General features: G+C 58.6%; 13 protein-coding genes. 8 read left to right on the top strand and 5 right to left on the bottom strand.

Translation table 11 applies throughout. The features are described from left to right. The first annotated feature begins 7 nt into the window (after positions 1 to 7). Positions 8 to 1,510: an ATPase domain-containing protein gene (locus tag L6D82_RS07640; RefSeq protein ID WP_102716861.1), complete on the top strand. Its 1,503-nt coding sequence runs from the start codon at positions 8 to 10 to the stop codon at positions 1,508 to 1,510. Then, the gene (locus L6D82_RS07645) at positions 1,507 to 3,177 is read left to right on the top strand and encodes an ATP-binding protein (protein WP_236188592.1); all 1,671 of its coding nucleotides are present in this window, start codon (positions 1,507 to 1,509) and stop codon (positions 3,175 to 3,177) included. Before L6D82_RS07640 ends, L6D82_RS07645 begins: the two co-directional genes overlap by 4 nt. Positions 3,178 to 3,190: 13 nt before the next feature. Here the strand turns inward: L6D82_RS07645 and L6D82_RS07650 are convergent, their stop codons facing one another. Genes L6D82_RS07650 through L6D82_RS07670 form a run of 5 tightly spaced genes read right to left on the bottom strand, consistent with a single transcriptional unit; the run spans position 3,191 to position 9,735 of the window. After that, positions 3,191 to 3,568 carry a response regulator gene (locus L6D82_RS07650; protein WP_007954537.1) on the bottom strand — a complete coding sequence of 126 codons (378 nt, stop codon included), beginning with the start codon at positions 3,566 to 3,568 and terminating at the stop codon, positions 3,191 to 3,193. Positions 3,569 to 3,612: 44 nt separating this feature from the next. Then, entirely contained in the window at positions 3,613 to 4,827 is a 1,215-nt protein-coding gene (locus L6D82_RS07655; protein ID WP_085603811.1) for a hybrid sensor histidine kinase/response regulator, read from the bottom strand. Beyond that, positions 4,821 to 5,414 (bottom strand): chemotaxis protein CheB, encoded by a 594-nt coding sequence (locus L6D82_RS07660; RefSeq protein ID WP_085745744.1) that lies wholly within the window; start codon positions 5,412 to 5,414, stop codon positions 4,821 to 4,823. The genes L6D82_RS07655 and L6D82_RS07660 overlap by 7 nt, the downstream gene beginning before the upstream one ends. Continuing rightward, complete coding sequence (locus L6D82_RS07665) at positions 5,411 to 6,244, bottom strand: CheR family methyltransferase (RefSeq protein WP_085603817.1); 834 nt, start codon at positions 6,242 to 6,244, stop codon at positions 5,411 to 5,413. Before L6D82_RS07665 ends, L6D82_RS07660 begins: the two co-directional genes overlap by 4 nt. Then, positions 6,244 to 9,735 (bottom strand): response regulator, encoded by a 3,492-nt coding sequence (locus L6D82_RS07670; RefSeq protein WP_236188593.1) that lies wholly within the window; start codon positions 9,733 to 9,735, stop codon positions 6,244 to 6,246. Before L6D82_RS07670 ends, L6D82_RS07665 begins: the two co-directional genes overlap by 1 nt. A 264-nt stretch (positions 9,736 to 9,999) precedes the next feature. Here L6D82_RS07670 and L6D82_RS07675 point away from each other — a divergent pair, with 264 nt between their 5' ends. From L6D82_RS07675 to L6D82_RS07700, 6 genes are all read left to right on the top strand, one after another. Then, entirely contained in the window at positions 10,000 to 10,365 is a 366-nt protein-coding gene (locus L6D82_RS07675) for a response regulator (protein WP_085745746.1), read from the top strand. A 165-nt stretch (positions 10,366 to 10,530) separates the two neighbouring features. Then, on the top strand, positions 10,531 to 11,820 hold the full coding sequence (locus L6D82_RS07680; protein ID WP_236188594.1) for a glycosyltransferase: 1,290 nt from the start codon (positions 10,531 to 10,533) through the stop codon (positions 11,818 to 11,820). Between the two features lie 150 nt (positions 11,821 to 11,970). Further along, positions 11,971 to 12,849 carry a PI-PLC domain-containing protein gene (locus L6D82_RS07685; protein ID WP_134019874.1) on the top strand — a complete coding sequence of 293 codons (879 nt, stop codon included), beginning with the start codon at positions 11,971 to 11,973 and terminating at the stop codon, positions 12,847 to 12,849. A 53-nt stretch (positions 12,850 to 12,902) separates the two neighbouring features. After that, positions 12,903 to 13,808, top strand: a complete 906-nt coding sequence (locus L6D82_RS07690) for an AraC family transcriptional regulator (protein WP_011334055.1) — start codon at positions 12,903 to 12,905, stop codon at positions 13,806 to 13,808. 225 nt (positions 13,809 to 14,033) lie between these two features. After that, complete coding sequence (locus L6D82_RS07695; protein ID WP_102716864.1) at positions 14,034 to 15,344, top strand: ABC transporter substrate-binding protein; 1,311 nt, start codon at positions 14,034 to 14,036, stop codon at positions 15,342 to 15,344. 169 nt (positions 15,345 to 15,513) lie between these two features. Next, on the top strand, positions 15,514 to 16,440 hold the full coding sequence (locus tag L6D82_RS07700; protein ID WP_236188595.1) for a carbohydrate ABC transporter permease: 927 nt from the start codon (positions 15,514 to 15,516) through the stop codon (positions 16,438 to 16,440). The last annotated feature ends 3 nt before the right edge of the window (positions 16,441 to 16,443 follow it).

Raw genomic sequence — 16,443 nt, forward strand, 5'->3', positions numbered from 1 at the left:
GCATTTTTTGTCTACATCGAACGCGTTGATCAGTGCAAAAGCCGCCACCGGCATCGAGGGTCTCGACGATATCCTGGCTGGTGGTTTGTCCCGCAGTCATGTTTTCTTGCTGGAGGGCGAGCCTGGAACCGGTAAAACCACAGTCGCGTTGCATTTTTTGCTGGCCGGCGCCCGTGCCGGCGAACGTTCGTTGTACATCACGCTGTCCGAAACCGAGCGCGAATTGCGCCAGGGCGCGGCGTCCCACGGTTGGGAACTGAACGAAAACATCGAAATTTTCGAGCTGACGCCGCCCGAAAGCCTGCTCAACGCCGAGCATCATCAGAGCCTTCTGTACTCCTCGGATCTTGAACTGGGCGAAGCGACCAAGCAGATTTTCGAAGTGGTCGAGCGCTTCAAACCCACGCGGGTCGTGCTCGACAGTCTCTCGGAAATCCGCCTGCTGGCGCAAAGCTCCCTGCGCTACCGTCGACAGATCCTGGCGATCAAGCATTATTTCGTGCGCTACGACGCCACGGTTTTGCTACTGGATGACCTGACCACCGAATCCCTCGACAAAACCGTGCACAGTGTCGCTCACGGCGTGATCCGCCTCGAAGAACTGACCCCCAACTATGGCGCCGAACGACGTCGCGTGCGGGTGATCAAGTATCGTGGCCAGAAATACCGTGGCGGCTTCCATGACTTCACCATCATGGGCGATGGCGTGCACGTCTTCCCGCGCCTGGTGGCGGCGGAGCACCGGGGCGATTACCCGCGGTTGCAACTGTCCAGCGGCATCAAGGAAATGGACGCCCTGCTCGGTGGCGGTATCGAGACTGGCTCCAGCACGCTGATTCTGGGTCCGGCGGGGACCGGCAAATCCTTGATCACCATGATTTTCGCGGCAGCCGCCGTGGCGCGTGGTGAAAAGGCCGCGCTGTTCATTTTCGACGAAGAACTGGGCCTGCTATTCGAGCGCATGAATAACATCGGCATCGACCTCAAGGCCCTGCAGGCCACCGGCAATCTGCTGATCGAGCAGGTGGATGCTGCCGAGCTTTCTCCTGGCGAGTTTTCCCACCGGGTGCGACGCTGCGTCGATGAAGGTGACATCAAGACCGTTGTGATCGACAGCATCAACGGCTATCAGGCCGCGATGCCGGAAGAGAACGCGCTGGTACTGCACATGCACGAACTGTTGCTGTACCTGAACCGCAAGGGCGCCGCGACGTTCATGACCGTCGCCCAGCATGGACTGGTCGGCGACATGCAGGCTCCGGTCGACATCACGTACCTCGCTGACACGGTGATTCTGCTGCGCTACTTCGAAGCCCTCGGTAAAGTGCGTCGGGCGATTTCGATCATCAAGAAACGCACCGGCAGCCACGAATCGACCATTCGTGAATTCCGCATTTCCAAGCAAGGCATGACCATCGGTGAACCGCTGGAAGCCTTCCAGGGTGTGCTGCGCGGAGTCCCCACCTACCTCGGCGCGAGTAACCCGCTGCTCAAGGATGACAACTTGTGACCCTCACCGTACCGCTGTCGGAACGGGCGTTGATTCTTGCGCCCCAGGGTCGCGACAGCCAAGTGGCGCTGATGATCCTCAACGAGGCCGGATACGGTGGCCTGATCACGCCCGATCTGGCCACCCTGTGCACCGAACTCGAGCCTGGCGCCGGGCTGCTGCTGATCGCGGCCGAGGCCCTGAATGGTCCGGAACTCGAAGGCCTGCTGCTGTACCTGGAGCAACAACCGGCGTGGTCTGACTTGCCAATTGTCTTGCTCACCCATCACGGAGGATCCGAACAAGGGCCCTCGTCGCAGCTCAGCAAATTACTGGGCAACGTGACGTTCCTTGAACGCCCTTTTCATCCGGCAACGTTGGTCAGCCTCATTTCCACCGCCCTGCGCGGGCGACGACGACAATACGAAGCCCGCGATCGCCTGATCGATCTGAGCAATAGCGAACGGCGCCTGCAATCGACCCTCGAAACCCTCGAGCAACAAGTCGAAGAGCGCACCGCACAGCTGCGGCACAACGAGGAAGCCCTTCGACAGTCGCAGAAGATGGAAGCGGTCGGCCAGCTCACCGGCGGTATCGCCCACGACTTCAACAACATGCTGACCGGCATCATCGGCAGTCTTGAATTGCTACGCCGTCGGTTGGCCCGTGGCCGCCTGGATGATCTCGACAGCCTGATCGACCTCGGTGTGACTTCGGCCAACCGCGCCGCCGGCCTGACCCATCGGCTGCTGGCGTTTTCCCGTCGCCAGTCGCTGGACTCCAAAGCCGTGCATATGAACGATCTGGTGCAGTCGATGGGCGAGCTGCTGCAACGCAGCCTCAACGAAAGCATTCAGCTGGACATGCGTCTGCACGAAAAATTGTGGGTGGCCGAGGCCGACCCCAATCAATTGGAAAGCGCCCTGCTCAACCTTGTCATCAACGCGCGCGACGCAATGCCCGACGGCGGCAATCTGGTGGTCGAGACGAAGAATCAGGTGCTGGATCGCGACTACACCGCGACCTATAGCAATCTGGAGCCCGGTGATTACGTCGTATTGAGCGTGACTGACAATGGCTGCGGCATGCCGGAAAGTGTCATCAATCGCGCGTTCGACCCGTTTTTCACCACCAAACCAATCGGCCAGGGCACGGGGCTGGGTCTGTCGATGATTTATGGCTTCAGCAAGCAATCCGGTGGTCATGTGTCGATCGACAGCAAAATCGATGAGGGCACCACAGTCAAACTCTATCTGCCGCGCTTCCAGGGTGAATCACTGCCTCACGCACCGGTTGACATGGAGCAGGCGCCGGACGCCGTGGAAGGCGAAACCGTATTGATTGTCGAGGACGACCCGGCCGTGCGCGTGCTGGTCAGTGCGGTATTGAGTGAATTGGGTTACAGGTTTGTCGAGGCCGGCGACGCTAACGGTGCCATGCCGATTCTGGATTCGGAGCAACGCATCGATCTGCTGATCAGTGACGTCGGCCTGCCGGGCATGAACGGTCGGCAGCTGGCGGAAATCGGCCGGCAATACCGGCCAGACTTGAAGGTCCTGTTCATCACCGGTTATGCCGAGCACGCGGCGGTGCGCGGCGGCTTCCTCGACTCTGGCATGCAGATGATCACCAAGCCGTTCACCTTCGATCTGTTGACGGCGAAGGTGCGGGAAATGATCAAGAGCTGAGGCGGTTGACGCCTCAGGCCAGCAGTTCCTGAATCTTCTCCTGCAACACATCCAGATCGAACGGTTTTTCCAGGATCGGTGCCCGACGAGTGATCGGGCTGCCGGTCTCGCGGATTTCCTGCGGATAGCCGCTGATGAAGATCACCTTCAGATCCGGGCGCAATTTGACGGCAGGCTCGGCGATCTGCACGCCGGAGATCCCGCCAGGCAGGCGGAAATCAGTAATCAACATGTCCAGATGCGGCTTGCTCGCCAGAATCTCGAACGCCTGCTCGCCGTTTTCGGCCTGCAATACGCGATAGCCCTGGCCTGACAAGTAATCGGTCAGGACCATCAGGATCACCGGTTCGTCCTCGACGACGAGTACTACATCTTGTGCATCTACGCTCATGGGAAGCCTTTGTTCGGTCAATAGCTGCTGATACGACCGTGTGGTCACTCAGAGGTTGCGTTTGTTTTGCCGTTTTCCTGGAGCGGCAGACAAACGCGAAACAGGGCGCCCTCGTTGATCTTGCTTTCGACGACGATGGAGCCGCCATGGGCGGCGACGATCTGCTCGGAAATGAACAGACCCAGCCCGAGGCCGGCCACCACCGTCTTGGCGGAGACCCGTTCGAACTGTTGAAAAATGCGTTTCTGGTTCTCCTCGCTGATGCCGATGCCCTGATCCTGAACTTCGACCCGAGCCTCATTGCCTTCGCGATAAACCCGAACCTGGATCGGACTTTTGCCGCCATAACGCAACGCGTTGGTCAGCAGGTTCGACACCACCTGCTCGATACGGAATTCATCCCACTGCCCTTCCACCGGCTCGGTCGCGGTGAAGCTGACTTCGGTCTCGGCAGCTTCGATCTGCTGGGCGAAATTCTCCAGCAGAGTGCCCACCAGTTGCGCGAGATCGAAGCGACTCGGTCGGATCGACAGCTTGCCGGTGCGGATCCGCGACACGTCGAGCATGTCCTCGATCAGCCGGATCAGGCTTTTGATCTGGCGCTCGTCGCGGTCGACCATGGCGTGCATCTTGTCGAGGGTGAACGCGGCGGCGTTGTCCCGGGCCAGGTGCATCTTGCGCAGTTGGGTCTCGAGGATCAGGCCGTTGAGCGGCGTGCGCACTTCGTGGGCGACGATCGACATGAAATCGTCACGCATGCGCACCGCCTGCTCCAGTTCGCCCTGGGTGCTTTGCAGTTGCTGCAGCAGCGCTTCCTGTTCGCGACGACTCTGCTCCAGTGCTTCGACCTGTTGCTTCATCGCCTTGCTCTGGCGGTACAGGTCGACGAAGACGTTGACCTTGCTCTTCACCGCATGGATATCCAGCGGCTTGTGCAGGAAGTCCACAGCACCGCTTTCATAGCCTTTGAACGCGTAATTGAGTTCACGGCCGGCGGCGCTGACGAAGATGATCGGGATGTTTTTGGTTTTCTCGGTACCACGCATCAGCTCGGCCAGCTCGAAGCCGTTCATGCCGGGCATCTGCACGTCGAGGATGGCCATGGCGAATTCGTGTTGCAGCAGCAGCGACAGTGCTTCGTCCGCCGACAATGCTTTGTAGACGGTGCGATCCTCACGTTTGATCAGCGCTTCGAGGGCCAGCAGGTTCTCGGGCAGATCGTCGACGATCAGCAGTTTTGCCTGGATATTACTCAGCATGCGATTCGTTCCAGCTCGACAAGCAGACGGCCGATGCCGTTTATGGGAAGGATGTAATCCGGTTGATGCGTTTTCAGTGCCGCGCGAGGCATGGTGGCGACCTGCGCCTCGTCGGGGTCCTGCACGATGGTCAGGCCGCCCAGGCGTTTGACTTGCGCCAGGCCCCGTGCGCCATCGTGGTTGGCGCCGGTCAGCAACACGGCGGCCAGCGCCGGCCCGTAGGCATCGGCGGCGGATTCGAACAGAAAGTCGATCGAAGGCCGCGAATGATGCAGGCGGTCTTCAAGGCTCAGCGACAGGCTGAAATCCTGTTCTACCGACAAGTGATAACCCGGCGTCGCGAAATACACGGTGCCGGGGGTGATGTCCTGCTTGTCGATGGCCTCAGCGACCGGCAGCGCCACTCGCCGGGCAAACACCTCGGCGAGCTGACTGCGGCGCTCTTCCGGCAAATGCAGGACGATGATGATCGGCAGTCCGAACCCGGCACGCAGTGAACCAAGCAAGGTCAGCAAAGCCTCAACGCCACCGGCGGAAGCTCCGACCACAATCGCCCCGACACGAGGCAAATCCGCTGCACTGTTCATGATTTACGGTAGATCCGTTCTTGTTTCACCAGCGGTTCGAACTGGTTGGAGTAGCCGGAAAAATCCAAAGTTTCCTTGCTGCCCAAGACCAGGAATCCACGGTGGCACAATGATTCATGGAACAACCCGAACGCTCGATCCTGAAGTTTTTTGTTGAAGTAAATCAACACGTTACGACACGAAATTAATTGAGTTTCGGAGAATACACTATCGGTCGCCAGGCTGTGATCGGCGAAGGTCACGTTCTCGCACAGGCTCTTGTCGAAAATCGCGTAGCCATAGGCTGCAGTGTAGTAGTCGGCGAACGAGCGCTGACCGCCGGCCTGCTGATAGTTGGCGGTGTAGGCGCGCACGTTTTCCATCGAAAAGATCCCCTGCTTGGCCTTGTCCAGCGAGCGCGGGTTGATGTCGGTGGCGTAGATAATCGTGCGGTCGAGCAGGCCTTCTTCGCGCAGCAGGATCGCCATCGAGTAGACCTCCTCGCCGGTGCTGCAGCCGGCGATCCAGATCTTGATCGACGGATAGGTCTTGAGCAGCGGCACTACTTCCTGACGGATCGCCAGGAAGTGCGACGGATCGCGGAACATCTCGCTGACCGGGATCGTCAGCAATTGCAGCAACTGCATGAACGCCGTCGGGTCGTGCAGGACTTTCTCCTGCAAGGCCGAGATGGTCGCGCACTCGAACTGGCTCAGCGCGTGTTGCACCCGGCGCTTGATCGAGGCGCCGGAGTAATCGCGAAAGTCATAGCTGTACTTGAGATAAATCGCCTCAATCAACAGCCGCAGTTCGATTTCACTGTTTCGTTCAACGGGATTACTACGTTCCACTAAATGCGTTCCATCTTCGGCAACCACACGCGAATCAGCGAGAACAGGCGATCCAGGTCAATGGGCTTGGCCAGGTAATCATTGGCGCCCGCCTGCAGGCAGCGCTCCTGATCGTCCTTCATGGCCTTGGCCGTCACCGCGATGATCGGCAGCTTGCGCCAGCGCGGATCCTTGCGGATTTCCATGGTGGCTTCGAAACCATCCATTTCCGGCATCATCACGTCCATCAGCACCAGGTCGATGTCCTCGACTTCATTCAGTTTTTCAATCGCTTCACGACCGTTACGGCCGATCACCACGACTGCACCCTTGGTTTCCAGCGCACTGGTCAGGGCGAAGATGTTGCGCACATCGTCGTCCACCAGCAGCACTTTGCGACCCTCGAAGACCTTGTCGCGGCTGCGGGCGGTCTTGAGCATCTTCTGCCGTTCATGGGACAACTGCGATTCGACTTTGTGCAGAAAGAGTGTGACCTCGTCCAGCAGGCGTTCCGGCGAGCGGGCGCCTTTGATGATGATCGAGCGCGAATACTTGCGCAGTTCGGCTTCTTCGTCGCGGGTCAGGTTGCGTCCTGTGTAGACAATGACCGGCGGGAACGAGCAAATATCCTCGGTCGACATGCGCTTGAGCAGGTCGTTGCCGAGCATGTCCGGCAGCTTCAGGTCGATGACCATGCAATCGAAGATCGTCGTGCGCAGCAGTTCCAGTGCGTCTTGCGCCAGGCCGACAGCAGTGATTTCGATGTCGTCATCACCGATCAGACGGGCGATGCTTTCGCGTTGCAGATCGTCGTCCTCCACCAGCAGCACGCGTTTGACCTTTTGGGTCAGCTTGGCCTCGAGACGGGCGAACACGTCCTTGAGCTCTTCGCGGGTAGTCGGTTTGACCGCATAACCGATGGCGCCCATGTGCATCGCCGCTTCGACGCGGTCTTCCACGGAAATCACGTGCACCGGGATGTGGCGGGTTTCGGCGTGTTCTTTCAGGCGTTGCAGAACGGTCAGGCCCGAATGATCCGGCAGGCGCATGTCCAGCAGGATCGCGTCCGGCACGAATTCTTTCGCCAGGTCGTAACCTTCATCGGCGCCGTGGGCGACCAGGCACTGATAGCCCAGTTCATGGGCCAGGTCGTAGAGGATGTGAGCGAAATTCGGCTCGTCTTCCACCACCAGAATGCAGCGGGTAGTGAACGGTGCCTTGTTGCGGTCGTCGTTGAAGCGCGGGATGTCTACGGGCGCCAAAGGCGAAACCGCTGCGACAGGCGCGATGACCGGCGCAGAGGCCGGCGGGCTGAAGGTCAGCGGTGCAACCGGCGTATCACCTGGTTCGTTGTATTGCTGCGGCAATACCAGCGTAAAGGCGCTGCCCTGCCCCGGCGCGCTGCTGACGCTGATCGAGCCACCCAGCAAGGTCGCCAGATCCCGGGAAATCGACAGGCCCAGGCCAGTGCCACCGTATTTGCGGTTGGTGGTGCCGTCGGCCTGGCGGAAGGCTTCGAAAATGCTTTCCTGCTGATCTTGCGCAATCCCGATCCCCGAGTCGCGCACAATGAAAGCGATGCGATCGTCCGGCTGGCCGGCGATGGTCAGGCTGACCGTGCCCTGCTCGGTGAATTTTACGGCGTTGGACAACAGGTTCTTGATTATCTGTTCCAGACGCTGGCGGTCGGTGAACAGAGTGATGGGCGCATCGGGCTGCAATTCGACGGTGAACGTCAGTTTCTTGTCCGCCGCCAACGGTTCGAACACGCTGCGCAGGCCATCGGCCAGGCGCGCGACACTGGTGTTTTCCGGCATCACTTCGAGTTTGCCGGCTTCCACCTTGGAAATATCGAGAATGTCGTTGATCAGGTTGAGCAGATCGTTGCCGGCGGAATAGATCGATTCGGCAAATTTGACCTGCTCGGCACTGAGGTTGTCCTGCGGGTTTTCTGCCAGCAGCTTGGCCAGGATCAGCGAACTGTTGAGCGGCGTGCGCAGCTCGTGGGACATGTTGGCGAGGAATTCGGATTTGTACTTGCTCGAACGCTGCAGCTCTTCGGCGCGTTCTTCGAGTTGTGCCTGGGCCTGATTGAGCTCGGTGTTCTTCTGATCCATGGCGTCGCGCTGCTCGGCCAGGGTCTGGGCCTGTTCGGCCAGTTGCTCGTTTGTCTGTTCCAGCTCGACTTGCTGGGTTTCCAGATGGGCCTGGGATTCCTTGAGAATGCGCGACTGCTCCTCCAACTCTTCATTGGCGGTTTTCAACTCTTCCTGCTGCACCTGCAACTCTTCATTGAGTTGCTGGGTTTCGGCCAGCACTTCCTGCAGACGCTGGCGATAGCGCGCCGCTTCGATGGACGTACCAATGTTGCCGGCGATCAGTTCCAGCAGCGCCACGTCGCGATCGGTGAGCGGACGCAGGAAACCGAGCTCGATCACGCCGTTGACTCGTTCGTCATCACTGGTAGGCACCACCAGCACACTGTGCGGCAGGCCTTCACCCAAGCCGGAACTGACTTTGAAGTAGTCGGACGGCACCGAATCGAGACGAATCAGCCGAGCCTGCTGGGCGACCTGCCCGACAAGGCCTTCATCGCTGTAGATCACTTGATTCTGTTGTTCCTGTTCGCGAGAGAATCCGTAAGTCGCCACGCGTTTGAGGCCGCCATGTTCCTCGCGCACATACAACGCGGCCACGGCGGTGCCGAGGTACTGGGCGCAGAATTGCAGAATATTGCGCCCCAGCAGATTGACCGTCAGTTGCCCCAGCACTTGCTCGGCGAGCTGGGTCTGGCCGTTGCGCAACCAGGCTTGCTGTTCCAGACGTTTTGCACTGGCCTCTTGCGCCGCCAGGGTCGCGCCATAGCTTTGCGACAGGTTGACCAGATCGCGCCGACCGACATAGGCCAGCAGACCGCTGATGCCGGCCACGAACAGCAGATAAAGGCTGATGCTCCAGATCGTGGTGCGGCGCACGTCTTCGTTGCGTGAAGCACGCAGCAACTGTTCGGTTTCAATTACATCTTCGAACTGTTTACGTATTTCGTCGGTCAGGCGCTTGCCCTTCCCCGCTTTGACCGCGGACTTGTAATCACCGCTCGCGCGTTGCAGATCGATCATCGACTGCGCATACGTCGCCCACTCGGTTTGCAGCGCCTGAAGACGACGCAGGCGATCGGTTTGAGCCGGATTGTCGGCAGTCAGTTCAAGCAAGGTATTCAGTGCCACGGCGATGCGGGGCTTGGCCGTCTCGTACGGGTCGAGGAAGTGCTCGTCGCCGCTGAGCAGATACCCGCGCATGCCGGTTTCCAGATCCACGGTGAGTTTCACCGCTTCGTTGGCGTTATTGATCACCCGGTCGGTGTGCTCCACCCACTGAATCACGGACAACAAATAGGTGATCAATGAGATGAAAAACACCGCACTGATCACGCCGACGCCCAACGGCAAACTGACGTTGCGGCTCAAGAGTTTGCGAAACCGTTGCTCATCAACCGAAGACGGAGAGGACATGTGGCAGCCTTGTCGAACTGGTGAAAACCAGGGAGTTTGCCCCAAAACGGCACCATGGATCCATTTTTCTCACAGCTTTAGTACTGTTTTCCCACAATTGCCTGCGCCTAATCCAAGGCCAACGGTTATCCTTGCCCCCCCCGTTTGCGCCTATTCTTTTTTGTATCCATTCGGGAACTTGTGGCTATGCGCCACTTACTCATGCAAGAGCCCGGCATTTTTGATCGACCGGTGCCCCGTCCCCCATTCTTGAGAGCCGCCATTATGTCCAGCCCTGTTTCCACCATCCTTGTAGTAGAAGACGATGCCATCGTGCGCATGCTGATCGTCGACGTGCTGGAGGAATTGGAGTTCAAGGTCCTGGAAGCGGACGGCAGCGAGCAGGCGCTGGAAATCCTCAAGGACGTGAACCAGCACATCGACCTGATGATGACCGACGTCGGCCTGCCGATCATGGATGGCCGTCAACTGGCCACCGAAGCCCGCAACATTCGCCCCGCCCTGCCGATTCTGTTTGCCAGCGGTTATGCAGAAACGATTGAAGTACCGAAGGACATGCACGTAATCGGCAAGCCTTTTTCCATTGATCAACTGCGTGACAAGGTCAAATCCGTACTCGGGCAATCCTGAACGCGAGACTTCAATACCTGAATGAAGCTGTCACGCGCCCTGCCGGTGGTCTTCTTGCTCGGTCTTGCCCGATGCACACCCAATAAAAACGGATCACCCGACACGTGGATTATGGTCTAATCCGCGCGCCTTTTTTCCGTCTCTTCGTTTCAGGAACCGTTTCTCATGAGTCAGCCCGCAACCAAAGTCCTCGTCATTGGTTACGTCTGGCCGGAACCCCGCTCCTCCGCTGCGAGCGGGCATGTGATGCAGATTCTCGAGACGTTCCTGCAACAGGGCTGGCAAATCACTTTTGCCAGCCCGGCCGGCACTGGCGAACACCGCGCCGACCTGACCGCGCTGGGCATCCGCGAAGTCCCGATCGAACTGAACAACAGCAGTTTCGACACATTCATCAGCGAACTGATGCCGGATATCGTGTTGTTCGACCAGTTCATGATCGAAGAACAATTCGGCTGGCGCGTGGAGAAACATTGCCCCGATGCCCTGCGGGTACTGGAAACCTCGGACCTGCAAAGCTTGCGGCATGCACGGCATCAGCGGTTGAAGGACCGGCTGAAGCTCAGCGATGACGCCAACGACTTCGCTGAGCTATTTGCCCCGGCGCTGGCTGAAGAGTTCGAGCTGATGGCGGACACCGATCTGGCCAAACGCGAGATCGCCGCCCTGTATCGCTGCGACCTGAACCTGATGATCTCGCAGGTGGAAATCGAGTTGCTGGTGCAGCAGTTCAAGCTGCCGCCCGAGCTGTTGCACTGGTGTCCCTTGATGGTCGAGCCACCGAGTACGCCAGCGAAACCCTTCGAGGAGCGCGCGCATTTCCTCAGTATCGGCAACTTCCGTCACGCGCCGAACTGGGACGCCGTGTTGTGGATGAAATCCACCGTCTGGCCGCTGATCCGCGAGCAACTGCCAAAAGCCCAATTGCATCTGTACGGCGCCTACACGCCGCCCAAGGCAGCAGCACTGCACAATGCCGCGCAGGGTTTTCACATCATGAACTGGGCCGAGGATGCGTTGCAGGTCATGTCCGATGCGCGCATCTGCCTGGCGCCCTTGCGTTTTGGCGCCGGAATCAAGGGCAAATTGATTGATGCCATGCTCTGCGGCACACCGAGTGTCACCACGCCGATCGGGGCTGAAGGCATGCATACCGATCAGCCATGGCCGGGGGCGATCTGCCGCACCGCGCAGGATCTGGCCAATGCCGCAGTGAAGCTTTATAGCGATGACATTGCCTGGCAAGCGGCCCGGTCCCATGGGCAAACGCTACTCGAGGACGTGTATCAGCAAGCGATACATGGTCCGGCATTAATCAACAAACTGTTGGACTGCCGTAAAAATCTTGCCCAACTAAGAAGGAACAATTTCACCGGCAGCATGCTGCGACATCATTCACATAAAAGTACGCAATACATGGCGCAGTGGATTGAAGCCAAAAACCTGAACAAGTAATTCACTCTCGAAATGTATAAACACAAGAGCCAATAAATTGCATCAATCCATCGTTGGCAAATAAACAAATTAAACACTATAAACATCCTGCCTTCACCACTCTCATCATTTGAAAGTGGTGCAATCAATCAACTAGTGCAGGATGCATACATGACCGACAACAACAACTTCGCCACCCATGACTGGATGGCGGCGACACCTTCCATCGATTCTCTTTCCATTTCTGAGTTGACGCTGCCAGGAACCCACAACGCCGGCAGCGACTGGCGCGCCGATTATCCAGTTTTCGGCCCACCCCGCCACTGGCTCGCCTGCCAGCATGATTCGTTCCACGCTCAGCTACACCATGGCGCAAGGGTGCTGGACATTCGCCTGATCTACGACTCCAAGGCAGAAGGCGTCGGCAAGTTTCGTGCTCACCATGGCGGGCACCGCAACTCCCGAACCCTGGGTAACCTGATCACCGACCTGGAAAGTTTCCTGAAACAAAACCCGGATGAGTTCATTGTTCTTGACTTCCATAGTCTGGATGGCAACGACTTCGATTATGTCTATTTCAATAATATGATGATTCACTTTCTCGGCCACCGTTTGATTCCGAGTCGAAATCTGAGTGCCAGCCTCGGCCAGCTTAAACAAATCAACAATGAGCAACGTATATTCGTTGCCGCCCGTTCGCACTGGCAACTGGATCGCAGCGTGTTCATCGATTACATCAACCATCAATGGTCGGGTAACGACCTGACCGGAACGGCGGAACTGAAGCAATTCATCGGCAATGTCCTGAAGTCCCCACCGGGCTCCTGGAAACCCTGGTCGTTGTCCGCCACCAGTTACACGGCGCTGGGCGGGCCGGTCGATATTCATAAGGAGTTGAACGAGTGGTTCGACCCGAACAACAGTGACTGGGCAATGAAGTGCAACGTGATCAACGTCGACTTCATCGAAGAGACCAACATCGTGTCGTTCTGCCGGGCAGTGAATCAGACGAAGGCGCACCTGCGCCCTGCTGATCGCCTACTGGCGTAACGGCCGCGCAAAGAGGCATGATCGCCGGGCGATAACAAAAAAAGCGTCCGACCATGACCCGAACAGCCCGCGTCACCGACCCTTCCTATGAACTGATGGATGACCACAACGGGTTATCCATCATCTATCGCCAGCATGGTTTCCCCTGCCCGCTGGTGCGCTGGCACTTTCACAAGGAATACGAGCTGCACCTGATCGTCGCCAGTTCGGGCAAGGTGTTCATCGGCGATTACATCGGCAACTTCTACCCGCAGACGCTGTTCCTGACCGGGCCCAATCTGCCGCACAACTGGATCAGCCAGGTGGCCGAAGACGAGGTGGTCGAGAAACGCGACATGCTGGTCAACTTCACCGATGAGTTGTTCGAAAGCGGTCATCAGGTGTTCGCCGAACTCAAGACCCTGGCGCCACTGCTTGAGCGTGCGCAGTACGGCATCGAATTCCGCTCCCCGCAGACAATCCGTCAGGCCATGACCCTGATGCAACGCATCGCCGATTCAACCGGCATCACCCGTCTCGGGCATTTTTTCATCCTGATGGAATTGCTGGCGGCCTGCGACGACTACCAACTGCTGTCCGGCGCAACCACCCCGCAACTGGCCGACGAGCACAACATCGACCGCACCAACCGCGCGGTGGATTACATCTTCGCCCACTACGCCCGCGAACTACCCCTTGAGGAGGTCGCCGAGCACCTGGGCATGAAACCCACCTATTTCAGCCGCGTGTTCAAGCAGGCGACCGGGCGCAACTTCATCGAATTCGTCAATCGCCTGCGCATCAGTAAATCCTGCGAGTTGCTGGCTGATGGCGACAAGCCGGTGACCGAAGTGTGCTTTGAGTCGGGCTTCAATAATATTTCCAATTTCAATCGGCGCTTTCAGCAGCTCAAAGGCATGACGCCTTCGCATTACCGGCGGCTGGTGGTGCAGCGCCTGACCGAGCAAAACCACGGCTGAACAGGAAAATCTGTACGGTTTCGCGCCCATCGCCCTGCTGAAACGCCCTTCCCTGCGTTTATCGCGCCAATCCAGAGTGCAAAAAAGTATCGATTCGAGTGCTAGGGATGATTTGTCAGCCCTGCGCCAGAAGGCTGTAATCAGTGCACATTCTTCCCCCGCCGGAAGAACACAAAAACAATAACTGTCCTTCTGCCCCCGCCGGGTGCAGAAAAGGAGTGCACGATGCAACCCACTGCAAAAGCTCTGCTGGCCCTCACCTGCATGACCCTCAGCAGCGTCAGCCTTGGCGCCCAGACCCTGACCATCGCCACCGTCAACAACAGCGACATGATCCGCATGCAAAAGCTCTCGAAAAACTTCGAGACCGAGCATCCGGACATCAAGCTCAATTGGGTGGTGCTGGAAGAAAACGTTCTGCGTCAGCGCCTGACCACCGACATCGCCACCCAGGGCGGTCAGTTCGACGTGTTGACCATCGGCATGTACGAAGCCGCACTCTGGGGTGCCAAGGGTTGGCTGGAGCCGATGAAGGATCTGCCGGCCAGCTACGCCCTCGATGACGTGTTCCCGTCCGTACGCGAAGGCCTGTCAGTCAAGGGTTCGCTGTACGCCCTGCCGTTTTACGCTGAAAGCTCGATCACCTACTACCGCACCGACCTGTTCAAGGACGCCGGCCTGACCATGCCGGAGCGTCCAACCTGGGAACAGATTGCCGGCTTCGCCGAAAAACTCACCCACAAGGACAAGGAGCAGTACGGCATCTGCCTGCGCGGCAAGGCCGGCTGGGGCGAGAACATGGCGCTGATCACCACCGTGGCCAACGCTTACGGCGCGCGCTGGTTTGATGAGCAGTGGAAACCGGAATTCAATGGTCCGGAATGGAAGAACGCGCTGAACTTCTACGTCGACACCATGAAGAAATCCGGCCCGCCGGGCGCCTCCAGCAACGGTTTCAACGAAAACCTCGCCCTGTTCAACAGCGGCAAATGCGCAATGTGGGTCGATGCCAGCGTCGCCGGCTCGTTCGTCACCGACAAGACTCAAAGCAAGGTCGCCGATCACGTCGGCTTCACCTACGCGCCGCATCAGGTCACCGACAAAGGCTCGGCGTGGCTGTACTCGTGGGCGCTGGCGATTCCGACCAGTTCCAAGGCCAAGGACGCCGCCAAAGAATTCAGCGCCTGGGCCACCTCAAAGGAATACGGCGAACTGGTCGCCAAGACCGACGGCATCGCCAACGTTCCGCCGGGCACTCGCGCCTCGACCTACAGCGATGCTTACATGAGCGCCGCGCCGTTTGCCAAGGTCACGCTGGAATCGCTGAAAGCGGCTGACCCGAGCAAACCCTCCCTCAAGCCTGTGCCTTACATCGGCATCCAGCTGGTGACCATTCCCGAGTTTCAGGGGATCGGCACTCAGGTCGGCAAGCTGTTCTCCGCCGCACTGATCGGCCAGACCACGGTCGACCAGGCGCTGACCGCCGCCCAGCAAACCACCGAACGCGAGATGAAGCGCGCGGGTTATCCGAAGTAACTCGCAAAGCTTGCTCCTGCCTCCTGTGGGAGCGGGCTTGCTCGCGAAAGCGGTGTATCAGTGAAACATTTTGTTGTCTGACACGACGCCTTCGCGAGCAAGTCGAATCGTCGCACCGTCGCTCCCACATGGGATCTCCATAGGTCTGTATGACTCGGTTGTAAACGCCATGAATACTTCAACTGCCAAAGCCCACATCGACCTGTCGCAGCCCCGGCGCAAAAGCCGTGTGGCCAATCCCGGCTGGTTTCTGGTCAGCCCTTCGGTGGCCCTGTTGCTGCTGTGGATGATCGTGCCGCTGGGCATGACCGTCTATTTCTCGATGATCCGCTACAACCTGCTCGACCCGGGCACCAACGAATTTGTCGGGCTGGAAAACTTCACTTACTTCCTGACCGACTCCGGCTTCATGCCCGGCGCTACCAATACCTTGCTGCTGGTAGGCAGCGTGCTGCTGATCAGCGTGGTGTTCGGCGTATTGATCAGTGCGCTGCTGGAGGCCAGCGAGTTCTTCGGTCGCGGCATCGTGCGGGTGATGCTGATTTCGCCGTTCTTCATCATGCCCACGGTCGGTGCGCTGATCTGGAAGAACCTGATTTTCCACCCGGTGTCCGGGATCCTCGCCTACATCTGGAAGCTCTTCAGCGCGCAACCGGTGGACTGGCTCGCTCACTACCCGCTGCTGTCGATCATCATCATTGTCTCGTGGCAATGGCTGCCCTTCGCGATCCTGATCCTGATGACCGCCATGCAGTCCCTCGACCAGGAACAGAAAGAAGCCGCCCGCCTCGACGGCGCCGGCCCGATCGCGATTTTCTGGCACCTGACTTTGCCGCACCTGGCACGCCCGATTGCCGTAGTCGTGATGATTGAAACCATCTTTCTGCTGTCGGTGTTCGCCGAAATCTTCACCACCACCAATGGCGGCCCCGGCTACGCGTCGACCAACCTCGCCTACCTGATCTACAACCAGGCGCTGGTGCAGTTCGACGTCGGCATGGCCTCGGCCGGCGGCCTGATCGCCGTGGTCATCGCCAACATCGCCGCGATCATTCTGGTGCGGATGATCGGCAAAAACCTGACTGACAAAGCCTGAGGC

Origin of the sequence: Pseudomonas paraglycinae (genome assembly GCF_021601625.1) — a bacterium.
In the GTDB taxonomy this organism is placed as follows: domain Bacteria; phylum Pseudomonadota; class Gammaproteobacteria; order Pseudomonadales; family Pseudomonadaceae; genus Aquipseudomonas; species Aquipseudomonas paraglycinae.